At 53.6% G+C, this 23,967-nt stretch carries 19 protein-coding genes and 3 pseudogenes; 10 read left to right on the plus strand and 12 right to left on the minus strand.

Going from position 1 to position 23,967, the window contains the following annotated elements; translation table 11 throughout:
• Positions 1 to 2: 2 nt before the first annotated feature.
• Together ACZ5FM_RS27355 and ACZ5FM_RS27360 are read left to right on the plus strand one after the other, a co-directional pair.
• On the plus strand, positions 3 to 1,835 hold the full coding sequence (locus tag ACZ5FM_RS27355) for an ABC transporter ATP-binding protein (protein WP_464041703.1): 1,833 nt from the start codon (positions 3 to 5) through the stop codon (positions 1,833 to 1,835).
• 45 nt (positions 1,836 to 1,880) lie between these two features.
• Positions 1,881 to 2,927, plus strand: a complete 1,047-nt coding sequence (locus ACZ5FM_RS27360) for an NAD/NADP octopine/nopaline dehydrogenase family protein (protein ID WP_464041584.1) — start codon at positions 1,881 to 1,883, stop codon at positions 2,925 to 2,927.
• Between the two features lie 36 nt (positions 2,928 to 2,963).
• Here the strand turns inward: ACZ5FM_RS27360 and ACZ5FM_RS27365 are convergent.
• Positions 2,964 to 3,053: pseudogene (locus ACZ5FM_RS27365) on the minus strand (ATP-binding protein); the annotation flags it as partial.
• On the opposite strand from ACZ5FM_RS27365, the pseudogene ACZ5FM_RS27370 reads away from it, so the two are divergent.
• Positions 3,049 to 3,867: pseudogene (locus tag ACZ5FM_RS27370) on the plus strand (IS110 family RNA-guided transposase); the annotation flags it as partial. The pseudogenes ACZ5FM_RS27365 and ACZ5FM_RS27370 overlap by 5 nt on opposite strands.
• Positions 3,868 to 4,328: 461 nt before the next feature.
• On the opposite strand, the gene ACZ5FM_RS27375 reads toward ACZ5FM_RS27370, so the two are convergent.
• Both ACZ5FM_RS27375 and ACZ5FM_RS27380 read right to left on the minus strand, forming a co-directional pair.
• The gene (locus tag ACZ5FM_RS27375; RefSeq protein WP_464041585.1) at positions 4,329 to 5,567 is read right to left on the minus strand and encodes a Fic family protein; all 1,239 of its coding nucleotides are present in this window, start codon (positions 5,565 to 5,567) and stop codon (positions 4,329 to 4,331) included.
• A 656-nt stretch (positions 5,568 to 6,223) separates the two neighbouring features.
• On the minus strand, positions 6,224 to 6,631 hold the full coding sequence (locus ACZ5FM_RS27380) for a winged helix-turn-helix transcriptional regulator (protein ID WP_464041704.1): 408 nt from the start codon (positions 6,629 to 6,631) through the stop codon (positions 6,224 to 6,226).
• A 153-nt stretch (positions 6,632 to 6,784) separates the two neighbouring features.
• Between ACZ5FM_RS27380 and ACZ5FM_RS27385 the strand changes: the two genes are divergently transcribed.
• From ACZ5FM_RS27385 to ACZ5FM_RS27400, 4 genes and pseudogenes are all read left to right on the plus strand, one after another.
• Positions 6,785 to 7,174, plus strand: coding sequence for a DoxX family protein (locus ACZ5FM_RS27385; RefSeq protein WP_464041586.1), 390 nt, complete (start codon positions 6,785 to 6,787; stop codon positions 7,172 to 7,174).
• A gap of 37 nt (positions 7,175 to 7,211) precedes the next feature.
• Entirely contained in the window at positions 7,212 to 7,958 is a 747-nt protein-coding gene (locus ACZ5FM_RS27390; RefSeq protein WP_464041587.1) for an SDR family NAD(P)-dependent oxidoreductase, read from the plus strand.
• A 191-nt stretch (positions 7,959 to 8,149) separates the two neighbouring features.
• A complete protein-coding gene (locus tag ACZ5FM_RS27395) occupies positions 8,150 to 8,551 on the plus strand; it encodes a hypothetical protein (protein WP_464041705.1) in 402 nt (133 codons plus the stop codon).
• A 62-nt stretch (positions 8,552 to 8,613) separates the two neighbouring features.
• Positions 8,614 to 9,395, plus strand: a pseudogene (locus ACZ5FM_RS27400) (IS5 family transposase).
• A gap of 199 nt (positions 9,396 to 9,594) precedes the next feature.
• Here ACZ5FM_RS27400 and ACZ5FM_RS27405 read toward each other — a convergent pair.
• Both ACZ5FM_RS27405 and ACZ5FM_RS27410 read right to left on the minus strand, forming a co-directional pair.
• The gene (locus tag ACZ5FM_RS27405; RefSeq protein ID WP_464041588.1) at positions 9,595 to 10,146 is read right to left on the minus strand and encodes an invasion associated locus B family protein; all 552 of its coding nucleotides are present in this window, start codon (positions 10,144 to 10,146) and stop codon (positions 9,595 to 9,597) included.
• 49 nt (positions 10,147 to 10,195) lie between these two features.
• Positions 10,196 to 13,126, minus strand: a complete 2,931-nt coding sequence (locus ACZ5FM_RS27410) for an autotransporter outer membrane beta-barrel domain-containing protein (protein WP_464041589.1) — start codon at positions 13,124 to 13,126, stop codon at positions 10,196 to 10,198.
• Positions 13,127 to 13,602: 476 nt separating this feature from the next.
• Here ACZ5FM_RS27410 and ACZ5FM_RS27415 point away from each other — a divergent pair, with 476 nt between their 5' ends.
• Both ACZ5FM_RS27415 and ACZ5FM_RS27420 read left to right on the plus strand, forming a co-directional pair.
• The gene (locus ACZ5FM_RS27415) at positions 13,603 to 14,325 is read left to right on the plus strand and encodes a Crp/Fnr family transcriptional regulator (RefSeq protein ID WP_464041590.1); all 723 of its coding nucleotides are present in this window, start codon (positions 13,603 to 13,605) and stop codon (positions 14,323 to 14,325) included.
• Positions 14,326 to 14,618: 293 nt separating this feature from the next.
• Entirely contained in the window at positions 14,619 to 14,936 is a 318-nt protein-coding gene (locus ACZ5FM_RS27420) for a hypothetical protein (protein ID WP_464041591.1), read from the plus strand.
• Positions 14,937 to 15,310: 374 nt separating this feature from the next.
• Here the strand turns inward: ACZ5FM_RS27420 and ACZ5FM_RS27425 are convergent, their stop codons facing one another.
• From ACZ5FM_RS27425 to ACZ5FM_RS27450, 6 genes are all read right to left on the minus strand, one after another.
• A complete protein-coding gene (locus ACZ5FM_RS27425) occupies positions 15,311 to 16,141 on the minus strand; it encodes a carbohydrate ABC transporter permease (RefSeq protein WP_464041592.1) in 831 nt (276 codons plus the stop codon).
• Complete coding sequence (locus ACZ5FM_RS27430) at positions 16,138 to 17,016, minus strand: carbohydrate ABC transporter permease (protein WP_464041706.1); 879 nt, start codon at positions 17,014 to 17,016, stop codon at positions 16,138 to 16,140. The genes ACZ5FM_RS27425 and ACZ5FM_RS27430 overlap by 4 nt, the downstream gene beginning before the upstream one ends.
• 63 nt (positions 17,017 to 17,079) lie before the next feature.
• Complete coding sequence (locus ACZ5FM_RS27435) at positions 17,080 to 18,348, minus strand: extracellular solute-binding protein (RefSeq protein ID WP_464041593.1); 1,269 nt, start codon at positions 18,346 to 18,348, stop codon at positions 17,080 to 17,082.
• A gap of 68 nt (positions 18,349 to 18,416) precedes the next feature.
• Positions 18,417 to 19,487 (minus strand): ABC transporter ATP-binding protein, encoded by a 1,071-nt coding sequence (locus tag ACZ5FM_RS27440; RefSeq protein WP_464041594.1) that lies wholly within the window; start codon positions 19,485 to 19,487, stop codon positions 18,417 to 18,419.
• 10 nt (positions 19,488 to 19,497) lie between these two features.
• The gene (arfA, locus tag ACZ5FM_RS27445; RefSeq protein WP_464041595.1) at positions 19,498 to 21,009 is read right to left on the minus strand and encodes an arabinosylfuranosidase ArfA; all 1,512 of its coding nucleotides are present in this window, start codon (positions 21,007 to 21,009) and stop codon (positions 19,498 to 19,500) included.
• 135 nt (positions 21,010 to 21,144) lie between these two features.
• On the minus strand, positions 21,145 to 22,077 hold the full coding sequence (locus tag ACZ5FM_RS27450; protein WP_464041596.1) for an ArsR/SmtB family transcription factor: 933 nt from the start codon (positions 22,075 to 22,077) through the stop codon (positions 21,145 to 21,147).
• Between the two features lie 387 nt (positions 22,078 to 22,464).
• On the opposite strand from ACZ5FM_RS27450, the gene ACZ5FM_RS27455 reads away from it, so the two are divergent.
• Positions 22,465 to 23,373, plus strand: coding sequence for a nucleotidyltransferase and HEPN domain-containing protein (locus tag ACZ5FM_RS27455; protein WP_464041597.1), 909 nt, complete (start codon positions 22,465 to 22,467; stop codon positions 23,371 to 23,373).
• Positions 23,374 to 23,573: 200 nt separating this feature from the next.
• Here ACZ5FM_RS27455 and ACZ5FM_RS27460 read toward each other — a convergent pair whose 3' ends face one another.
• Positions 23,574 to 23,888 carry a hypothetical protein gene (locus tag ACZ5FM_RS27460; RefSeq protein ID WP_464041598.1) on the minus strand — a complete coding sequence of 105 codons (315 nt, stop codon included), beginning with the start codon at positions 23,886 to 23,888 and terminating at the stop codon, positions 23,574 to 23,576.
• Between the last annotated feature and the right edge of the window lie 79 nt (positions 23,889 to 23,967).

Genomic DNA, 23,967 nt, shown 5'->3' on the forward strand with positions numbered 1-23,967 from the left:
TCATGACTTCTGAAAGCGCTTTATCCAAACCATCACCAGTATTGTCGGTCGAAAACCTCACTGCGTCATTTCGAGTGAACAATGAGTGGAAATCGGTAATCCGTAACATCTCGTTCGACGTTGCGCCTCGCGAAACCGTTGCGATCGTTGGTGAGAGCGGCTCGGGAAAATCTGTCACGTCGCTGTCAATCATGCGGCTATTGCCTAAAGCAAATAGCAAGATCGAGGGCAAGGTGACGCTCGGCGGCAAGGAGCTTCTCTGTTTGTCTGAGGAACAGATGCGGCGGGTTCGGGGTAACGACGTCTCGATGATTTTTCAGGAGCCGATGACGTCGCTCAACCCGATATTTCCAATCGGCCATCAAATCGCGGAAGCGCTGATGGTGCACAGCGATATTTCGAGGACGGCTGCCAAGGCGGAAGTGATCAGGCTCCTGGAAAAGGTGCGCATCCCGAACGCCGCGAGACGTTTCGATGAGTATCCGCACCAGTTTTCGGGAGGAATGCGCCAGCGAGTGATGATTGCAATGGCGCTGGCAACGAAACCGAAGCTCTTGATCGCCGATGAACCGACGACTGCGCTTGATGTGACAATCCAGGGCCAGATCCTGGACCTGATCAAAATTTTGCAAGACGAAGAGGACATGTCCGTACTGTTTATCACCCACGACATGGGTGTTGTGGCCGAAGTCGCAGACCGTACGATCGTGATGTTTAGAGGTGAGCAGGTGGAAACGGGCGCCACCGAGGACATTTTTCACCGCGGGCAACATCCATATACCCGCGCGCTCCTTTCCGCGGTGCCTAAACTGGGCTCAATGAGCAGTCAGAAGCTGCCGCGGAGGTTCCCGATAATTGACATCAAAACCGGTGAACAGGTGCCGATGGCTGATGTGGTGGACACTGTAGCCAGGGGTAGTTCGCCAATCCTCGATGTGAAGGATCTCACGACGCGTTTCGACGTCCGCTCCGGCCTGTTGTCGCGCAAATCAGGAGCCGTGCACGCGGTTGAGAAAGTCTCGTTTCAACTTTTTGCCGGGGAGACGCTTTCTCTGGTTGGGGAGTCCGGTTGTGGCAAGTCGACAACTGGCCGTTCGATAACCAGACTGATCGAGCCAATGAGCGGGGAAGTGACACTTGACGGTCAAAAGATCAGGCAACTTGATCGATCTGCATTGCGTACAATGCGTCGCTCGATCCAGATGATATTTCAGGACCCGTTCGCATCACTTAACCCGCGCATGAGTGTGGGTGCGGCTATCATGGAGCCATTCCTTGAACATGAACTGGGCACAAAGCAACAGGCACGAGACAAAGCCGCGGACCTGATGTTGAAGGTGGGGCTTTCGCCGGAGGTCATGCGACGTTTCCCGCACGAGTTTTCTGGTGGCCAGCGCCAACGCGTTGCCATTGCCCGTGCACTGATGCTCGATCCGAAAGTAATTGTTGCAGATGAGGCAGTGTCGGCGCTCGACGTCTCGATCAAGGCGCAGGTTTGCAACCTCCTCCTGGACCTGCAGCAGAGCTTAAAACTGGCGTTTTTGTTTATCAGCCACGACATGGCTGTAGTGGAACGCGTCAGCCATCGGGTGGCGGTAATGTATCTGGGTGAAATAGTCGAGATCGGTCCACGCGCAGCGGTTTTCGAGAATCCACAGCATCCTTACACGCAAAAACTGATTGCTGCTGTTCCCGTGCCGGATCCGTCGCGTCGATCGATAAAACGCAACATAGTGACAGACGAACTCAAGAGCCCGATCCGTGGTGTCAATTATTTGCCGCCAGTGCGGCAATACCGGGAGGTTACCGATGGTCACCTTGTGCAGATTGCGTGAGCTAAGGATATGTCTGGCACTCCGGTCACGAAAAGGGTCATTTGAATGAGAGTTGGTATCGCAGGTGCCGGAGCAATCGCTATGGGCTATTCGGCCATGCTTCTGGGTAGAGGGCACTCGGCTGGAGTCTGGTCGCCATCGGGGGGCAGAACGGGCGATCTGCTTGCGGGTAAGCCGTTGACTGTAGCCGGTGCGATAGAAGGAGAGTTTCACCCCGACGTTTATGTGAGTGTAACGGACCTTGCGCGTGTGGATGTTATTATCCTTGCGCTGCCCGCCAACGGCCATCGCGATGTCATCGATGCGATTGTACCTTTCATCGAACCGAGGCATACAGTCATCTTCAGTGGCCATCTGTCATTCGCCGGGCTCTATCTCAAGAAATGCCTTGCCGGGCGTGGAATAGAAATTCCGATTGTCGTCTGGAATACCACGGCACTGACCTGCAAGGCACAAGCCTTCAATCAGGTCCGCGTCGGTACCCTTCGGAAGACGGTTTCAATTGCAGTCGAGCCCGCCAGAATGGCAGAGCGGGGTCTTGCTATTTGTATCGAACTATTCGGCGAACGATTTTCATTAGAAGACGACATGCTGACCATAACGCTGAGCAATCTGAACCCGCAGAGCCATCTCGCTATCGCCCTTTGCAACCTGACCAGGTTTGAACGAGGTGAAAATTGGGGCCAACGGGAGAATATCACTAATGTAGTTGGCCGACTTATCGAGGCTCTTGATCGTGAGAGATGCGTATTGGCTACCGCCCTTGGCAAGAGGGTTGGCACTGTATTTGATCACTACGAGAATGCCTTCGGAATCGTCGGACATTCAGTGGCCGGGATGTCAGCCGAACAACTCAGGCGTGGCTCTGACATTGCGGGGCCAAAGACTATCGATAGCCGCTATGTCCTTGAAGATGTACCATTCGGTCTCGTGCCGCTGCAGTATCTGGCAGATATCGCAGGGGTTGATCTCCCGTTGCACCGTAGCGGTATTTTGATCCTGAACGCTTGCTACGATCGATCATTTTCTCTGGAAAACAATCTGCTGCCAACTATCGCGGCCAGCGACATCAAAGGTTTCCTTGCCTCGTAGGGCCGATAAACAAAGTATCTGTTGGCTATCCTTTTACGCCGGGAAACGAGCGACCTTCATGTGATGGGCGATGGACCGGAGCTCGCGCTCGGCCATCTCGGCTCTTAGCAACTGTGACAGGATAGGCATGCCACGCCGCCATCGTAGGGCGAGACCGACCGTATCGACGGCGAAACGCTGATCCGCGCCTTAATGGCATGGAAACGTGGCGAGCCCCCTGCGTGCTCAATGGTTAAGCTCCTTACACCGGAGGAAGACGACAACCGACGGCTTGGACGGGAGCGGAAAACGCTAATTGCCGAACGCGTCTTCCACGTCAATCGCATAAAGGGGCTGCTCTTCACACAAGGAATTGGGGATTACCAACCTGTCAATCGAGATCGCCGCCAGCGTCTGGAGGAGCTTCAGACTGGCGATGGTCGGCCGCTCTCAAAACATCTGAAAGCAGAAATCCGCCGAGAACTCGATCGCCTCGAATTGTTGATCACTCAGATCAAGGCTGTTGAAGCCGAGCGAGAAGCCTTGATCGTTCAGGAGACGCCGGAAACGCCGAAAGAAGCGACCGCACTTTTAGGCATCAAAGGAATAGGCCCAGAGTTCGCTACGATACTCTACACCGAAGGGCTGTTCCGACACTTCGACAATCAACGGCAAATCGCGTCCTATGCGGGCCTTGCGCCCTCCCCCTGGCAAAGAACAGGGCGTGTCTAAGGCGGGTAATCCGCGTTTGCGATCAACCATGGTCGAGCTCGCCTGGCTATGGTTACGGCATCAACCGAAATCGGCGTTAACATTATGGTTCAAAGAGCGTATCGCGCAGAACGCCGGCCGCTTGAAGACGCCGATGATTGTTGCACTCGCGCGTAAGCTGCTCGTGGCCCTTTGGAAGTATGTGAGCTCCGGCGTGGTGATCGAAGGCGCAATCATGAAAACCGCCTGAAACACAAACTGCTGCGAAACACAGTTCTAATCCTCGGGGCTTGATCAGCCCTGACGGATCCAGGTGAACGGACCGGGAATCCTTTTGGCCGATAAATGCCGATCTTGAGTTTGGTCCCGTTCTCCTGAGCCCGTGCCCGTCGAATGCGGGATAATGGTGCAGCCGCATGAGAGCGGCGACCGGATGTGAGGTTGTATAGGCCCGAGAACCGGGCCGGTAATTGCTATGGGCTCAGACCGTGGATCCGCGTACAAAGGAGAAATTCGATGCCACTCGAATGAACAATTGACAAAAATCCTGATGTGAACGGATTCGAACCGGCGACCGTAGTTGCAGGTCGGGGTCATCGTATTCAAAATACACGATAATGTTCGCTATGATGAATCACCTTTCGAACGCAGACTCCCCGTTGTGATCGACATTCTCACACAGCAGCAAGAGTCTGCTAGTGCACGAAGTAGTCATGCGCCTTCGGGATAGAGACGAGGGAAAAGAGTATCGAGCGCCTGGGCCGGGAACCGCAGTGACACGGCCCCCTTATCGGTAATTGACGCAAGCAGGCCTTCATCGATCAGAGCCTTCAGAACCCGTCGTGCCGATCGATCTGGCAGGCCGGTGATCCGCGAAGCCTCTCCCCGTTCAAATTCGCCTCGGACAAGGGCCTCCTGAAGCAAGGGAGCGCATTCGTCTGGCAAAGCCTCCTGACGATGGACATAGCGCTTGAGGCGTCCTCCAAGTGTTTTGAGGTCAAAAAGACTATCCATGTATTCGAGCTGATCGAGACACACGCGCAAAAACCAGCTGGTAAACAGTTCCAGTCCCTTGAGTGACAGGTTGCCCCGCCCATCGCGGTCGCCCTGACGCGATTCGTCTGCCCAGGCCATATGCTGCTTATATTCAGCGCGTCCGTCAGGCCCGTCGGCCAGGCCGCGAGCCAAACCGCGGGAAACTGACCAGAGACCATGAGCTCCCACACCCGCTGCTTGTGCCATCGCGTGACTCATCAAACGGCTGACCCGGCCGTTGCCGTCCGGAAACGGATGGATGTAATTGAAGCGGTGATGCGCGGTCGCCATTGCAAAAAGGCGGGCACTGCGGCTCGTCCCAACCGCCAGCATCGCTCCTCCTGGAGCCGGTTGGAAAGCGAACCGCTTGTGAAAATAGGCCATAAAATCGGGCACGCGATCGCTGGCGGGAGGCAGGTGCCGACCCACCTCGACGTCTTGCTCTTCCCCTCGCCGCCATTCACCAGGCGTCATAATAAAGGTGTGGTGGTTACCGACAATCGTCAGCATCTTTTCTGTCGCCCCGTCATAGAATGCGCGGTGGAGGTAACGGATGAATTCTAATGATGCCGGATCCGGCAGAGTCCCAGCCGCCTCTCGCTCATCAATCTCCTGCTGAACACGATAGTGCGCGACGGCTTCGATCTTAAGGTCGCGCCGATCGTCCTCAAGCCTAATTCCCTGCAGGGCCTGCTCGATCTCACGCGGCCGGGTATTGTGACCTTCGATCAGGTTGCTGTAATAGGTATTCATAATCCTGACGGTGCGGGCCAGTTGGGCTGCCGTTTCAGGATGGAGAGCTCGTCCAAGTCTTTCGGCCCTGGCAACAATCTCAAGCGAAAGGTCCAGTAGCTCGCCGTTGGGATGCTCGATACGCGCCGGCTCGATGCGGGTGGGCGCTTCTTTGATGGTCATTTTGGCCGATATCCAATTTTCCTATATCTTTTATGTATATAGGGTTTTTGCCAATTTTCCATCATTTTTGGCCGATCTTTTGGCCGATCTTTGCACATATGTACGACATCGTTCATCACCGGAGTTACAATCGTTATATCGCCGAATACGAACCCATCATAGAACTTGGGACAATCACTACGAGCGTGAGTCAAAGGGGCCTGCCGAAAGACCATATCGTGCCACCAACGTACACATTGATGGAACGCATTTTGCTGCAAATCGAAATCGAGAGTGGAGACGATCCCAACAATACATCCCTGATAGTCTCATCCTCCCAATGAAAGCCACAAGTATCCAGCAGGCCGTCCGGATGGCCAATTGGCCGATATTCAACATTCAATTTGCTAAGAAAACTCAAGCATATTCAGAGGATCTCCATCGATTTTGGCCGATCATCTGGCCGATGTTCTCACTAGGGCGCAGAGCATCAATTCAAGGATCTTCTTGCGCCCCATAAATGCCGCGCAGCATCCGCCATCCAGCGCGACCCCGCGCCATGCGCATTTTACGCACCGTCCTGGATGGACCTCACGGTTGGTGAAATAGGCTCTTGAAAGGATCAGAACCGTTAACCGGTCAAATTGCGACACAGGCTAATAGTCATGTCGAAATCCTCAGGTCCTCTTTTTGATTGTCCGGGGAGAGATAGCGGCAGGTTTTCGACCACGGCCGCCCGGCCTCTCCGGGACCGATTTCCCGTATTCTTCCCACCATGCCATCAGCGCCTCCATCGTCGGACCAAGCCCACGCGCCTTCGGGGTCATCTCGTACTCAACACGGGGCGGCACCTCGGCGAACACGGTGCGTGACACGAGGCCATCAGCCTCAAGCTCACGAAGCTGCGCCGTCAACATATGCTGGGTAATACCCGGTATGGCCTTCTTCAACTCGCCAAACCTGTAGATCCGCTGGTTGAGCAGCCACATGATTTCCAGCTTCCATTTGCCCGAGAGAAGCGAGAAAGCACGGCGCATTTCTTCGTGCATATTGATCGCGTCATCATCCATGGTCTGGTTTTCCATACTAGCCACAAGTAATTCATCCTACTTGCAAGTATTCATATTAGAATACATTTTCACCTCACACACCAGAGAGCATTGACGCTTTTGGCACCATGCAACTCGCCCTCGACCGGCGAGCGAGCTGTTGCGCGTTTTTCGATGAGGAATAACAGGATGGACTATTATATTTACTGGACGAGCACCGGACTTTTAGCCCTGCTCTATCTCACTTCAGCATTCATGTACGCCACAAAAGGGGAGTGGGTGAGGAATGCCCTTGGCGATCTTGGCTACAAGGCCGCTTACCTCGTTCCATTCATAATCGCAGTGAAGATCCTTGGCCCGCTGGCGATCCTGTCGCGGGTGAGCATTCCTCTCAGCGACCTCGCATATGCCGGCATCTTCTATCATCTGCTGCTGTCCGGCATGGCACATCTCGGGGTGCGCAAGCCTGCGGGCGCTATTCCCACAATCATCGGACTGGCACTTCTGGCTACGTCGTTTGTAACCCAGAATGATGCCCGTGAGATGCAATCCCCTTACCTCCAGGCAACGACATACTGATTGCCAATCAATCATCAAACACGAAATGGAGCGAGAAATGGCACGACTGGATGGAAAAGTTGCGATTGTCACCGGCGCAAGCCGCGGCATCGGGCGGGCAACAGCAAAACTCCTTGCTGCGGAAGGTGCGAAGGTCGCAGTGCTTTCGCGAAGCCAGGAAAGCGTCGATCTCGTGGTCAGGGATATCGTCGATGCCGGTGGTACAGCACTTGCAATAGCCTGCGATGTCGGCGAGCCCCATCAGATTACGGCTGCGGTCAATCTGGTCGCAGAGACCTGGGGCAACATCGATATTCTCGTGAACAATGCATTTGATGGGTCTGCTGTCCTTTCATCGGTCATCGATCTTCCGGTGGAACAGCTACAAAGGAATTTCGATACCGGTCCTGTGTCATATCTGCTGTTCATGCAGGCTTGCTATCCTTACCTCAAGGCAAGCGGTGAAGGCCGGATCATCAATTTCGGGTCCATGGCCGGGACTGTCGGTCTTGCCGGGTACACACCCTACAATATGGCAAAGGAGGCCTTAAGGGCGTTGACCAGAACCGCCGCGCGGGAATGGGGTGCCGACAGGATCACGGTCAATAATGTGCTGCCGATAGCAGACACATGGGGTGCCGCAGAAATGGATGTTCCGCCACCTGCAAATGCCCTTGGCCGGTTCGGATCTGCAGAGGACGATATTGCCCCTGTCGTTCTTTTCCTTGCCAGCAAGGATTCGCAATTCATCACCGGTTACACCCTGACACCGGACGGTGGCGCAATCATCGACAGTGCTCGATAGCACCTAGCGAGAGGCCCAGTCTCGGGCTTCTCGCTTTCCGCGGAAAAAAGAAGGCGCGCACCACATCGCGACATTCGCAATGGAGCAAAAGCCATTCCATATCGATCCAGCGTTCTAAGTCCTGTTGACAAAGTGACCATCCACATGGAACCGAGCGTTGTAGTTCCACCAATCCAGAAATGCGTTTGATTATGAAAGTATCAACTCCCCTAGAAGCTTTTCCCGAATTAGGAACGGTCGAAAACCCTGCCGTACTGTATGACGGGAACGACGCATTCGTTTGTTATGAAGTCTCGGTGCGTGCGGGAGGCGGCAATGTGGTGCTGAAATTTGGAGGTGTTATCGATTTCAGAATAACGCCGATGAATGCTGAGGGCCTGAAAGAGTGCCGGTATGCGGTCCACCCATGGAGTTTTAACGAAATTGTTGGCGGCGAAGAGACCTCCAAATGGAAGGCCCTGAACCCGAGATTCTGGCTTATATCTTTCAATGACGTAATGATCGAAGTTCTATTTGAAACGATTTCCCTCATACACCGCGACATGGAAGGTGGGCCGCAACACAAAACGTTGATTAGTGCCCTACCTGATTGAAGTGCGCAGGGATTCTAAAATCGGTGAGAACATGATTCAAAGCTGCCTTTTAGGAGGTAGCGTTGGCGCGAGGCGATTTGAGCGAAGAGGAATGGCATATCATCGAGCCATTCTTACCAAGAGAACGCGGGCGTAAGTGGCGCCCCGCTTACGATAATCGGCGTTTTCTAAACGGGATGCTGCATGTTCTACGCGTCGGATGCCCCTGGCGCGATATGCATGAGCGTTATGGTGAGTGGAACTCGATTTATGTCCGGTTCCGTCGATGGACCGAACAAGGTGTCTGGGACGTTCTTCTCGAAACGCTTGTTGAGCTGGGGTTGACCGATGACTGGCAGCATATGATCGACAGCACCACCGTTCGGGGCCATTAGCAGGCTGCGGGCGCAAAAGGGGGACTTATCAGGAGGCATTTGGTCGATCACCCGGCGGCTTTACGTCGAAAATCCACGCCCGTGCAGACGGTCAGGGACGCCCTTTCGGCTTTATCCTGACGGGTGGCGAAGCGTCGGATTACAGTGCCGTTCCAGACCTGCTGACAATGCCGGTCGGCAGACCGAAATTGTTTCTTGCCTACAAAGGTTATGATGGTGATTACCTGCGCGAAGAACTGCTGATCCACGGGATAAGGCCCGTGATCCCGCCGAAGGCTAACAGGAAGAACCCGCCTCCTTGCGATTTTCGAATCTACAAAGATAGAAATCGCATTGAACGGATGTTCAACCGGCTCAAGCAGTTCCGCCGTGTGGCAACCAGATACGACAAGACCCGGAAATCCTTCTCAGCATTCCTTGCCCTGGCCGCGGCGAAGATATGGTTGCCGTACTTTGCCAACAGGACCTAGTGAGACACAACCTCCTTTTACCGGTTGCATTTAGCCAGTAAGCCTTTGCAAGGGTGTTGGGGGGGTGAGGATCACTATGCATTTTAGTCGCGATCAGATATTTACCGGGTATGACACCGAAGTCCGCACTGGACCAATTTGCCAAATGGCTCTGATCAAAAACACTAGCTCCAAGGCTATTTCCTTGCATGTCGGTAGGTCAACTTCCATTAAGTGCCACCAAGCGGTCAAGCGCGGTGGAAAACCCCTTCAATGACAGGCCTAATAGCACATTCTGCCCGCTGTCATGGGCTTTGGCGACCAGCTTGACATTGCCACCACCCCGCAGTGTTTGCAGAGTAGGCGCATCAAAAAGCACTTGCACGATGCAGCCCGTTGGCAAGCAGGTTGCAAAAGGTGACGGGTTCGACACCACGCCTTCATCGACCTGAACCGTCACACCCGCCACCAGTTGCAGTCCGAATGGCAGAATAATCGTTCCACGTATTTGGTCATTCTGGTCAGTAGTGATTTCGGCTGCAATGACCAGCTGCTTGGTGTCGTTCTTACGTTGTTGTTGCGTCATCAAACAAATTTGTTTTGCCTCAGCCTGCGAACACAGCACGATCCAGTCGCCATGGGTTTCGTTGATCGACAGTATATTGTTGTCAGCGGCCGGTGGATTTGGTGTCTGTGCATCTGCGGGCAATGCCACCATCAATCCCGAGAGAAGAAGAACTGCGGTAACCGCCGTGTGGTTTTTTCCGAACATGGCGGATACCTGTCTCTTGTTTGGTCTGCCTCTGCCAGGCGCCTTAAAACTAGAATCGAAACTGCAGCTTGGCGTTGACCCCATGTTCATACGCCTTGGCACTGAATTGTCCATTGTAGGACACACTCAGGGTTGATGCAGGTGAAAGGGTAAAATCGACACCGGTCTGGACGAGCGCTGTGTTGCGATCAAGGGGTGTGCCTGTCACGATGAAACTGTCACCAGATGAAAAGCGCGCCGTCGTCTGAGGATCCATATCACCAAAGGCATGCAACCAGCCAAGCGAACCACGCAAGGTCGCCGGTACAGAACCGATATCAAGATCTGTCGAGGCACGAATGCCAAGTGTCGTGAAGGTGGTGTTCAGTTTATTCTCGTCAACCGTCAAGGCTGAAAGCCCGCCGGTCTCGGTAAAACCATCTGTCTTCACATGTGTGTGGCTGAGACTGACAAAGGGTTCAAAAGATGCCGGCGCGACATCAACACGATAACTCAACTCACCGAACATATTCAGGCTGCTGGCATCGTAGTCACCTCGTAAGGTTTCGCCAAGAAAGCTGACTTCACGCGCGGTATCAACTCTGTGCCAGGTGTAATTAATCCCTGTGCGGAAGGAGACGGCATCCCACCTGGTGCCAGCATAAGCACCGAGGTGATAATTGTCGCTGTCTCCATTGCTGTCTGATGTGTCAAACGAGGATCGGCTGTAGCCTCCGAACATGCCGACGCGCCAATGTTCAGCGACAACGGCATCACCACCAATAATCACACCAGCGCTGGAAATATCTGTGTCAGGGCTGCCGAAAACACCATCGACCTGGCCCCATGAACCAAAACCGTTCGTCCAAACCGAGAAACGATCCTGATCGAAAATCCGGGATTTTTGCTCAAAGGCCGTAAACTGGTTGGCCTTTGCCGATTTACTTTCTTCGGTATAACCAAGGGCTGGCATAGAGGGTGCTGCAACACCATCGGTCACCGAGCGAATACGGCCATTGACCGTGTTGTTAACCGAATGAGAAGTCTGGATAAAGGACGCTCGTGGCGCAGTGTGGGTTTCGCCTGAAAGCTGCTGCAAAGCTTCTTCTTGCTCATTTGCAGGAAGGGAGGCGACGAGAGACCCAAGGGTTGATGGCGCACCACCAGACTTCAACGCGGACAGTACCGCCGACCGGTTCGGTGAAGACGGCACGCCATCGATGGCACCGCCACCTGTAGATGTCAGCGTAACAAGACCACCATCATAGGAAATTTGGTAGTTGGGAAGGCCACCCCAATCGATGCTGGAGAACGTGCCGGATATGCTCGTCGCTTTCAGAATTGTGTAGCTGCTAGCGGTGGTCGATCCGGTGAGTGCGATCTGCAACGAGGTTCCGGGGTTGATCGTAACGCTGCCACCCGTCAGAACCACAGAGGCATTGCTGACACCGTCCACGTGCACGACAAAGGTTGAGCCCGAAGAAAATGCCAGATTTCCGGCAACCGACAATGCTCCTATGGAATTGCCGGCACCAGGCGACAGTATCCCGCCACTGTTGATCGACACGGTCGAACCAGACCTACCAACAGTGCCAGTACCACCCAGCGTACCATTGGTTAGGACGTTAATCGCACCACCTAGAGAACCGGTTACCAGCGCCGTTCCACCGAAGATATTTGTGGTACCGCCGAGACTGGAACTGTTACCTGAAAATGTCGTCACACCGGCAAGATGAGTAGTTGTGCCAGTACCGGAGATATTCGCAGAGAAATCATAAGCTGTATTTGTGTGATTAAAGACGAGTTTGCCTACACCTGCATCAAAAACGACATTAGCTGAGTTGATATGTCCGGCAGCTTCAGCCACATCACCTTCTGCTGCACCGATATTTACTGTTCCTGTAGAGCCCGCCATGTAGGCAATACGTAGTCCTAGATTACTGGAAACAGTAAGCGTAGCGTCATTACGCACTGTGACTTCGCCACTACCGTACTGGCCGAGCATGAGGTAACCAGTATTTTCCCATTTCGTGTTGGCACCCGACAAATCGAGAGCGCCGTTACCGGACACGGAGAAGCCCAGAATGCCTACGCGGCTGCTGACTGACGCACCATCAGTCAACACTACTTGGCCATCACCCAAGTTGCCGACTGCCAGATATATGTCGTTGGTTGTACCATTGACAACGAGGCTACTGCCAGTTCCTGAAATGCTGATTTCCCCGTTTGAGCCCTGCTGGTCACCAACCACTACCCGCTTGTAGGCATCGACCTGCGCACCACTTGTGACAGCGAGTTCTCCCTCGCCGTAATATCCTACGTTTAAAGCGCCACCAGTGACATTCCATTGAGTATCTGCGCCGTCAATGAACGCTTGACCTTTTGAACCTTGATTATAACCTATCTGAACGGCGTGGTCAGCGGCTACAGCGCCCCCACTGACAGTATACTTGCCTTCTCCCGAAACACCGATAGCGGTTGCTCCAATGCCACCGGTCCAGTTTGTGCCGTTCCCGTCTACAGTGAAGTCCCCATATGAACCCGCCTGAGAACCGAGACTTAGCGTGTTTGATGAGCCTGACGCCCCATCTTGGAAAGTAATCGAGCCGCTTCCTTGAAATCCGGAATATAGAAATTGCGTACTTAATTCCGCTGTGGTGCCAGAGACTATAAGAGTGGATTCGGTACCAGTCGCGTGCCCAACAATCAAACTGCTGCCTGTCAGACTGCCGGAGCCGTAAACGTCTATTGCTACGCCGCTGGAAGAGCCTGTACTCATTGATCCAAAACTTGCATCACTTGTGACCGAGGTATGACCACTGACGTTGATACGGACAGTGTTAGGGCTCACCGGGATAATGCCGCCAACCCAGTTGCTGGGGTTATGCCAGTCGTCCGATGCTGACCCTGTCCAATCAATTGCTTGTGCGGGTGTTATCCCACCCACACTTAGTGCCAATATTGCGGCGGAGCCGAGTAACATTTTTTGGTAGCGCCGCATGTTTCCCCCGAACGCGATATTTCTTACCCTTGCGGTCAACGTCAGAAAAATTGACCGAATCCAACTACTGATTGCATAAAGATGTGGCACATTTGTAAAATTATTAATAGTTACTTAATAAAGATATTCTTGCTTAAGCTGTGCTTTTTTCCTCGGTCGAGGTCGGCTGCAAAAGAAAACCGCGATATTTAGCAGAATGCTACTCCAGTGATCATGAAATCACATCTGCGTGATCGATGGGGCCGTGCATGCCAGCCAACTCTAATCATTGCGCTATTCATCATTGGCGTCTCGCGCGCAGGTGAAACAAGGCTGAACGACACTCATGCACTTACTGATATGCATGTGTGAAATAACGGCAACATGAGCCTGCTGTCGTCCCTCTCTCGCTACGTGGTGGAACCAAGCAGCATTCAGAAATTGCACGGGTTCTTTCTTGCAATTGATAATTGACGTGTCGATTGCGATCCAACGTTATGACACAGGTCATCTTGACCAACACCTTCATTTACCCTGGGGAGATCGCCGCAAAATGCCTGGCGTGCCCCGTTCGGTTTGCGGGAATATGCGCAGCGCTGTCCTCGGATGAGTTAAACGAGGTCGGTCTCAAGACAACCAGACGGAAATTCACCGCTGGGACGCCCATATTCTTTGAGGGCGATGATGTGCTAATACACGGCAACATCGTGACCGGCGTGGTGCATTTGTCAAAAGGTCTTTCTGACGGCCGTCAACAGATCGTCGCCCTGCAGTTCTCCCCTACGCATTTGCCAGTTAAAACAGCACGGGTCACCGCACAGGCGGCAACGGATAGCGAGATCTGTGCCATACCAAATTCGCTGCTCAACGAGATTGTTGGTAGCAACGCCAAGGTTGAAGAAACAATCTATAAACAAACCCTTGATGAAGTTGACGAAACTAGACACCGGATGCGGTCTATCGGGCGGAAAACCGCCTTCGAAAAGATCGCAAACCTGATCCTGATGTTTGTTTTGAAGGGTGACCCGGGCGCGGGTAACGGCTACCGCTTCGAGTTGCCACTGACGAGATCGGAGATCGCCGACTTTCTTGGACTGACAGTGGAAACCGTTAGCCGTAAGCTGACAAAGCTCAGAGCGACCAAAATCATCCGCATAGACAGCGGGCGAAGCGTGACCCTAAACAGTCTATCGCGCTTACACGATGTCTCGGGATGTTGATTGGCTTCGAACGGTTGATCATTCCAGTACGCGCTCAAAAACGAGTCTCGGGGCCTGTCGAAGCGTTGCAAATGCGTTGCATCAGCCGCGACGTGGATTGTGTGGTCGGCTTACCAGAATGTGCAAATATTGCTGTTCGTTGTGATCGCTCAACCAGCTCACTAATTCAGGGTTGTGTCGAATGTGGGCTCTAGTATGACTTGGGTTGCTGAATTCACTCAGACTTTAAGCCGGGTGCAAATCGCTGCCGTAACTTCCATCGTTTTAAAGGTACAACTATGTCAAATTTCCCAATGCCAAGACATGATCAAACCTACGGTCGTGTCGAAAGAGACGATGGAGAGACGTTTGAAGTGGTCGGTTTGATCTGGGACAGCCCAGACGAATATGATTACTGGCCCGGGTCCTACGTCGTAGAGCATCCGATGTGGGATCGGACGAATATGGCTCTCATTATTCCAAAGAGCATTGCCCCCACAGTCGAGAGTGCGATCTCGCTAGCGGGTGCGGCGCCGCTTGAACAGGTCAAGTCACAGGTCTTGAACATCACGAAAGAGCGCGGAGACATCGTGTCTTACCCCTCAACAGACGGTTGGATACTGATTGCTTGATGAGCAAACATACCTCTCGATAGCTGGGTACGGGACCTCAGTGCCAGTGGTGATGTGTTGCGCTTTAGCCGAGCTTGCCATCGGTTTTTAATGGCCTCAAGGTGACAAAGGTTTACGGAACGTGAGTTGTTATTCGCTCGCTCCTAACAATCCCATGCGAGAACTGTTTAACCGCCGATGTAAAGTCGGGTCGAGAATTTGATTGGTAGTCAGGAATTTTGCGCCTTCGCTGGTGCCAAGGATAAACCTCCGGTGATAAGTCAGAGATGACGCAGGCCCGCGTTGCTACGCCATCTTCAACGTTACTCCAATTAATGCGCCATCTTAAGTACTGGGTCAGCATTCAAGATGGCGTATTAATCATGCAGGGATTGTCAGCCTTTGACGCCTGACGAAATCATCACCGCCTCGGTGACCTTTTTCTGGAAGATCAGATAGGCGATTGCGACTGGCATCGCGCCGAGCAGTGCCACGGACATCAGGCGGGCATAGAACACGCCGAATGCATCATTGACCTGAGTAATGCCAACCGGAATGGTCATCATGTCCTCGCTTGTGACGGCGAGGAAAGGCCAGAGGAACTGGTTCCATGCCATGATGAAGGTAATGATGGCGAGTGCTGTTGTGATGCCCCAGTTCAGTGGCAGATAGACCTTGAACAGCAGTGTGTAGTCGCCGCCGCCATCCAGAACCACTGCCTCGCGCATTTCCTTGGGAACGGCATCGAAGAACTGCTTGTAGACGATAATGACCACTGGCACGACCAGCTGCGGCAAGATGATGCCAGCCCAGGTGTTGATGAGTCCGAGATCATTCATCAGGATGAACTGCGTCACAACCAGCGCCTGAGAAGGCACCATGAAGCTACAGAGCACGATGCCGTAGAGAATGCGACGTCCGGGGAACCGAAGCTGCGAAATGGCATAGGCGCACATCATGCCGGAGATCAGCACCGTCACAGTGATGATGACAGCAGTGCCAATCGAATTGATGTACCAGGTGACGAGATTGGTGTTCCACAGAATGTCGATGTAGTTGGCGAGGTTGAACTCATCCGGAATGATACCCGCCTCGTTCGACACCACCCGGTCTTCGGAGCGGATGGAGGTGATGAAGGCCCAGTAGAGCGGGAAAATCCACAGCGCTGCGGCCAGAAACGTACCGAGCGTCAGTACCCAGTTCTCAAACAATCTGACGGATTTCATCGACGTCCTCCCATGCGGACCAGCTGGTACTGCAATACCGAAAAGGTGGCGATAATCATAAACAGTACTAGTGCTATGGCGGAGGCGTAACCGCCGTGGTTGAGCTGGAATGCCTCGCGATAGACCATGAGCAGCAGGACGTAAGAGGAATTGAACGGGCCGCCACTGCTGAGCAGGTAGATCTGATCGAAGATTTTCAGCTGCAGGATGAGCTGCAATGTCAGCACCAGACCGGTAACCGGCCACAACAATGGCCAGGTGACTTTTGTGAACAACTGCACGCGGCTGGCGCCATCCAATGATGCAGCTTCATAAAAATCCTTTGGAATGTTCCGCAGCCCGGCAATGAACAGCAGCACGTTAAACCCATTGGTCCACCAGATCGTTACTGCCGCAACCGTCGGCATGACCCAATACGGGTTCTTGAACACCGGGACCGGCTTGCCGGTAAAGAACGTAAAGACCGGTTGCAGAACACCGAACTGGAAATCAAGCATCCACATCCAGATTTGTGTCACGACCGATACCGGCAGGATGTAGGGCAGAAAGAAAATCGCCAGTGCCAGGGCCTGCAGCGACCCTTTAAGACGCGTTACCAACAGCGCGATGGTCAATGCCAGCGCCGTGGTAGGGACAACGGTCAGCAGGATGAAATAGCCATTGTTCTTCAGCGACGTCAGGAACAGCTTGTCCGAAAGCAATTTCTTGAAGTTATCAAGGCCAACCCACTGGCCAGCGCCGATGAGAGGAGCATCCGTCATGCTCAGAAGAACCAGTCTTATTGTCGGATACAGAAACACCAACGCGAAAATCAGAACGAATGGCGCCACCAGTGAGGCGGCAACCGCCACCTCTTTGCGCCGGTTAGTCAACATAGCCAAGTCGGAAACCTCCCGATGAGAAAGACGGCCGCGCATTTAGCGCGGCCGACGTGCCGCTTATTTCAACCGGTCTTGCAGATCCTGCTTGACCTGCTCGGCTGCCTGCATTGGCTCGGCGTAGCCGTGAATTGCCGGTGCAATCACGTTGACCGAAGCGTCATAGACCGGAGATGCTACGCCGGCGATGATCGAACGTGGATCGTAGGATGCCGAGTTGGCCAGTGAGGAATAGGTAGCGTTTGGTTCCATCTTCTTGAAGTTTTCGCTGTCGACGACGGCTTTGAAGGCCGGGATATGGCCAGCTTCAGCCCAGGACAGGGAGTTTTTCTCCATCCAGCCTATAACGGTCATGACGGCTTTGCGCTTTTCCGGGGACATCTTGTTGTTGGCCGGAATGGTAAAGGCGTGCGAATCCGCCCAGGTTGTCTGGGTGCCCATTAGGTTCGGTACCTGTACCGCGCCCCAGTGGAATCCGAGTGAGCCCTTTTTCTCCAGGTCGATCATCGTCGGGACTTCCCAGACGCCGCCTAGCATGAAGGCAGATTTGCCAGAGGTGAACAGGGCAACAGCGGCTTTCGACTCAGCCTGCTCAGGCTGCCAGCCATTGTTGCGCCAGTTGGTCATGACTTCGATTGCCTTGGCGGCTTTTTCGAGGTTGTCGCCTGCCAGAACTTCCTTGCCGGATATCAGTTCGCCGCCCTGCTGACGCAGAAGGGTATAGAATACGCGGTAAGTGCCTGCCGCAGTGGCCGTCGGGTAGGTAACCGGCGCTTCAGCACCCTTTTCCTTGGCGTAAGCCAGTGCTTCTTCAAAGTCCTTGAGGTTGCTGATGCCTGTCAGCTTGTTGTCGCCGTCAAGGAATCGTGAACCTTCAAGAAAGGACTTGTTGTAATAAAGCGCGATCGAGTGAATGTCGAAAGGCACGGCGTAAAGCTTGCCATCATCGGAGGTCGATGCTTGAACGGACGCCGGGAAAAAGTCTTCCTTCGTGAGGCCGGCGTGCTGCAGATCTTCCGCGGTGATCTCACCGAGCACACCTTCGGACAGGCCAAGCGGCAGGCGTGACAGGGCATAGGTCATCACATCAGGACCCTGTCCGACGGCAACAGCCGTGCGAACTTTGGTGTAGAAGGGGATGCCCCACTCAAGCGTCGTGCTAGTGATTTTGATATCAGGATGTTCTTCGTTGAAGCGTGCAATCAGCGCCTTCATGCGGATACCGTCGCCGCCGGCGAGAAAGTCCCACCAGGTTACGTTTTCCTGCGCCACTGCAGGTATGGCCATCAGCGTCATGGCTGCGGCAGCAAACAATCTTTTCATGCGCATGTCAGTTCCTCCATTTTTTTTTGCCAGCGATCTCCCGTCGATGGCGGTTTACCCAAACTCAATTTCAATCAGCGAAGTCTGTGGCCGCTTTCAGAGAAGACCAGCACATCGCCGGGGTCAGCGCCGAGATGAAGGGAACGGCTTTCAACGCGCGCTTCACGTCCTCGGGTTTCAACAACGAGTGCACGGCCATCGGCCAGACGGGCGTGCAGATAAGAAACGCCGCCTAGGTCTTCCTCCATGTCGACTGTTGCCGCGAAGCCGCCATTCACGGGGTGCAGATGCTCAGGGCGTATGCCGACTTTCACAGTCGTTCCATCACTCACATCACCGGAAACCTTGGCCAGCAATTGGCTTTGAATGCCGTCCAGACCGATCTTCAATGTTTCTCCCTGACGCCCGAGCACACGTCCAGGCAGGAAATTCATGGCCGGTGAACCGATGAAGCCGCCGACGAACTGGTTGTCGGGATTGTCGTAGAGGTCGAGTGGTCTGCCGGTCTGCTGTACCACACCGTTTTTCAGGACGAAGATGTGATCGGCAAGTGTCATTGCCTCGACCTGATCGTGGGTCACGTAGATCATCGTCGCGCCAATCTGCTTGTGAAGCTTGGCAAGCTCCAGCCGCATCTGCACGCGCAGTTCTGCGTCGAGGTTCGATAGCGGTTCGTCAAACAGGAAAACCTTTGGCTGCCGAACGATGGCTCGGCCGATTGCGACACGCTGGCGCTGGCCGCCGGACAATTCGGAGGGGCGCTTTTTCAGATGGGCGTCGAGGTGCAGAATGCGTGCAGCCTCATGCACCATCTCGTCGATCTTGGCCTTTGGGGTTTTCTTGAGCTTGAGCGAGAAGGCCATGTTCTCGTAAACCGTCAGATGCGGATAGAGCGCATAAGACTGGAAAACCATCGCCACTTCGCGTTTGGCGGGCTCGACTTGAGTGACGTCGCGTCCTTCGATCGAGATCGTGCCGGAGATGGTGTCCTCCAGCCCGGCGATCATGCGCAGCAGGGTCGACTTGCCGCAACCGGAAGGGCCAACGAATACCGCAAAAGATCCCGTTGGAATTTCCATGCTGACATTGTTGATGATGTCGACTGCGCCGAAACGCTTGCTAACATTGTGAAGCGTAATGCCCATCGCCGTCTCCTTAATCGATCTTCACACGCAAGACGTGGTATGACAGTGGAGCGATGGAGCCCTTGAGGTTACCGTCTTCGACACCCACGCCGGAACCGCCTTTGGGACTGATATGGTCCGGGCGATCCGGTCCATTGGTGTCGTTGAGGTCGTATCCTTCCATCGCGTGGTGCTCCAACAGCACGGCGCCGGTGAAGCCGGTCATGCTGAAATCAACCTCGGCATTTTCAGTCAAATGGCGGTTGACCACGAAGAATGTCAGGATGCTTTCATCGCGATTGCGCACGGCCGCAACGTCAAGATACGGAACATCATTGGCAACGTGGCAATCATAAGTCGGCACATCAACGGCGACATTCAGTGCCTCGCCGCGACCGTAGATCGAGGCAAAACGGTAGGGATGATAAATGGTCTGGCGCCAGGCCGGACCATTACGTTCTGCGCGGATTGGTGCTATAACATTAACGAGCTGCGCAATGCACGCGATGCGCACACGGTCCGAACGACGGATGAACTCGTTCAGGAGACCGGCGACGAACAACGCGTCTTCAAAATTGTAGGTTTCTTCAAGCAGTTCAGGAGCTTCCGGCCAATCCCAGCTCTTCCAGCGGCGACGATCGTCTTCGCGGATGTGATACCAGACGTTCCACTCGTCGAAGCAGATATGCACGTCGTTATTGGCTCGCTTCTTCGCTTTCACATAATCTATGGTGCCGGCAATTGTCTGAATGTAGCGGCCGGTTTCAACGACCTTGCCGAAATAATTCAGTGTGTCCTTGCTTGAGTTTCCGAAATATTTGTGAAGCGAAATGTAGTCGACATTCTCATAGCACTCTTCGAGAACTTCGCGCTCCCATTCAGGATAGGTCGCCATTTCATCGTTGGAACTGCCACAGACGATTGTTTCAATGGTGCTGTCGAAGCCTTTGAACGCTTTAGCCGTCTCATTGGCTAAGCGGCCATATTCTGTGGCGACCTTGTGGCCAATCTGCCAAGGACCGTCCATCTCATTTCCGAGGCACCACATCTTGACGCCATAACCATCATTGTCGACGTGCGAACGGCGCAGATCACTCCAGGCAGTTCCGCCGGGAAAATTCACATACTCCAGGAAGTTACGGGCGTCTTCGAGGCCACGCGAACCGAGGTTGACGGCCAGCATCATTTCGATGTCGGCTTGTTTTGCCCAGTCGGCAAATTCATTAATGCCGATCTGATTGCTCTCTTTCGAACGCCAGGCAAGATCAAGGCGAACCGGACGATTTTCCCGCGGGCCAATACTATCTTCCCAGCGATAGGCCGAGACAAAATTGCCTCCCGGATAACGGATCGCAGGGATCTTAAGGTCCTTAACAAATTTCAGTACGTCTTTGCGAAACCCCTGCGCATCGGCCTCAGGGTGACCCGGTTCGTAAATGCCGCTGTAGATCGCCCGACCCATGTGTTCGATGAAAGCGGAATATAGCCTTTCGTCGATGTCGCTAATCTTAAAATCGCGGTGAACGGCAATACGGGCCTTCATGAATGTCTCCTCCAAGCTATCCAATTATACGATATAGATCGTATTTTTCGATAAACATCGACTTACGAGATCGCCTTGTCAATGGGGCTTTTGTGCTGCAGCGCACAATATGAAGGGGAATAAATGCGGACCTGGTCAGTCGCGCTTTGTTTTCAAACGCAAAACAATATCTTGGTCGTAGTTTCCAAAGCCACGTCCGAAGATGTTTATGCCACCAGGGTGTTTGCTTTCAGCTTTGACTTCGACCCTCAGGCGGATCGATCTGTGCTCATCAAGTGCAAGGTCGCCAATGGTTACATCAGAGATCTTATGCCCATCGACGTAGGTGCCGCCCGACCCAACGGACCATGTTTTTAGCATGCCATACTGCGAGCCTTTAAGCTTCCACCAGGCGGGTGTGTAGGTGCCACGACGGTCACCAAAATCGCCCGGAGATGTCCATGCGCCAATCTCGGTACCATTGATAGAAATAAGGATATCGGAGGGCCAGTTAGCCATGGTGCCCGGCACCTCCGAACTGACCTCCATAACAATATCGACGGACTCGATAAAGTCGCCGCGCAGCTTGGCGTTGTTGGGGAACTGATATTCGACAAAGCCGCTGGTAAACCACAACAAACTGGTTTTCATGCGTTCCGGATCCATAAAGGTTTCCGGTACGTCGAGAAGCCCGATGATCCCCTCATTCGAGCATATCCCGCACGGCGCTGTTACGCCATTGTTGGTGTAAAGACCAAGCGGCATTGAGACTTCGATAATGTTGTCTGTGACGGCTTCTGGAGCCGGCTGAAGGGTGACGATGAGTTCGTCATAAACCGCGAAACAAACCTTCTGGTTGCCCTTCTTTGCACGGCGGGCTTCAGTACGAACAAGGCCCGCTTTTTCTAGAACTTTGAGGTGGGCCGATACGGACGATTGCGGCAGGACCGCCGCCTCAGTCAGTTCGTTGACATTGATGCCGGGGCGATTGGCGATCAATTGTAGGAGCTGAATGCGATGTAACGAAAAAATCCCCTTGAGCGCCGCCAAGTCTTTGCGCGGATCAATCACTAAAAATTTAGAACTCATCCATGCTCCCCACATCGACATGAGAGATCTATATCCGATTATACGATATATTTGCAATGGGTGGATCTAAAAGGGTGCTTAAACGAAGGGGCGGCTGGAGAAGCTTTCGCGTTGCACTGGTCGCCCGAGTTACCTTGGCTCTGGAGTGGTAGTCAATAATTGCAGACGGTCCCAACAACCGTTTGAGCGGAAACCACACGGTCTTGAAGATCCATGGTTCAGTCCCAACCTCCGACCCTGGCAACATTCCCATCCGCCACTCGCTGTTTGCTTCAGCTCCGCACTCGCGCCGAAGGTTCTCCTGACAACCACTACAAGATTGTGGAGTAGCAATAGCCTGCCGATCACGGCTAAGGTGACGGTTCAGAAGAATCGATGGTGAAGGCGATGAAATCGGATATCGGACATCTTCCGCAGGCAAAGCAGGTCGAACTTGAAAAGGTCGTCCGCATCATCCATGAAGAGTTTGCTGGCGTGGTCGAGCGTTCGAAGTCGGATGCGAAGAAAGACGGCCGGATCTACAAGATCATCCTGTTTGGTTCCTATGCCCGCGGTACCTTTGTCGACGAACCGCATACCTCGAAAGGCTACCGTTCGGATTTCGATATTCTTGTCATCGTCAGCAACAAGGAACTGGCCGACCCGAAATACTGGGACAAGGCCACCGACCGGCTGATGTGGGATAAGGAGATCGAAACGCCTGTTGGTCTGATCGTGCATGGCGCTCGCGAGATCAGCAATTTCCTGCATGACGGGCAGTACTTCTTTGTCGATCTTGCCCGTGAAGGCATCATTCTCTACGAGTTCGATGACCGACCATTGGCAGAACCAAAGACGCTCAGCCCAGCGGATGCGCTCAGGGTGGCAGAGGACCATTTTGAAAAGCAGTTTCGGAATGCGATGGGTTTCTTGGAAGGTGCGGACTTTTACATCAAATCGGGCTACCTCAACCTTGCAGCCTTCACTCTGCACCAGGCAGTCGAATCCGCCTACTCCTGCTACCTCCTGACGCTGACCAACTACTCCCCACCCTCACACAATCTGAAATTCCTGCGCGGGCTTTCCGAGGATCGTGACCGGCGGCTGGTCGATATCTGGCCGCGTGAGCAGCAGCGCTTTACCGCATGGTACAACATTCTCAACGAAGCCTACGTCAAGGCGCGCTACTCAAAACAGTTCGAGATCAGCGAAGAGGCACTTGCCTGGCTTCAGGAGCGAACGGCTGAACTTCATACCCTGATTGAAACACTCTGTAGGGAGCATATCGAGAAGCTGCGGCAGGAATCGAAGTCCTGACGTCGCGGATACAGCCTGTGCGCAACGGTTCAGTTTACGGCATCATAGGGGTGATCATCGACCTGTAGCTCTTGAAAGGATACGGACCTAAGACCCGTAGTCTCGGCATCATTGAAATGATGTATCCATATGATTTTGTTGGAGACAACCGGTCTTGCGCCTCTGACGGCGGAATTGATGAAACCTGACCATCAACTACACTATTTTCGCGTGGGGCGCGCCACTCCATCAACGATTTGCTTACCCTCAGCAACTCGTTCGCCCGCGTCTGTGATAGCGACGATCACATCGTCCTCGACCTTGTCTGTGCGTACCAAGCCGGATCGCTCAAGAAAACTTATGACCGACCGAATTTCTTCTGGGGTTCCGTACATACCACATTTGTCCAAGCATACGCCCAAAATGCTGTCATTGGAGCGACCACATGCGACAGGGAGCACTAGCACCTGCAAAATCTGCAGAGCTTGAAATTCCGCCTTAGCTTTGCGAAAGACGCCTTCTTCATTCCCGGCCATTCAAATTTCCTATCGAAGCGGGAGCTGGGCCGCCCATATCCAGTACTATCGAGGACTGACGCTTTCCAATTACCCGCAG

This window comes from Agrobacterium sp. 5Ca50 (assembly GCF_055381905.1).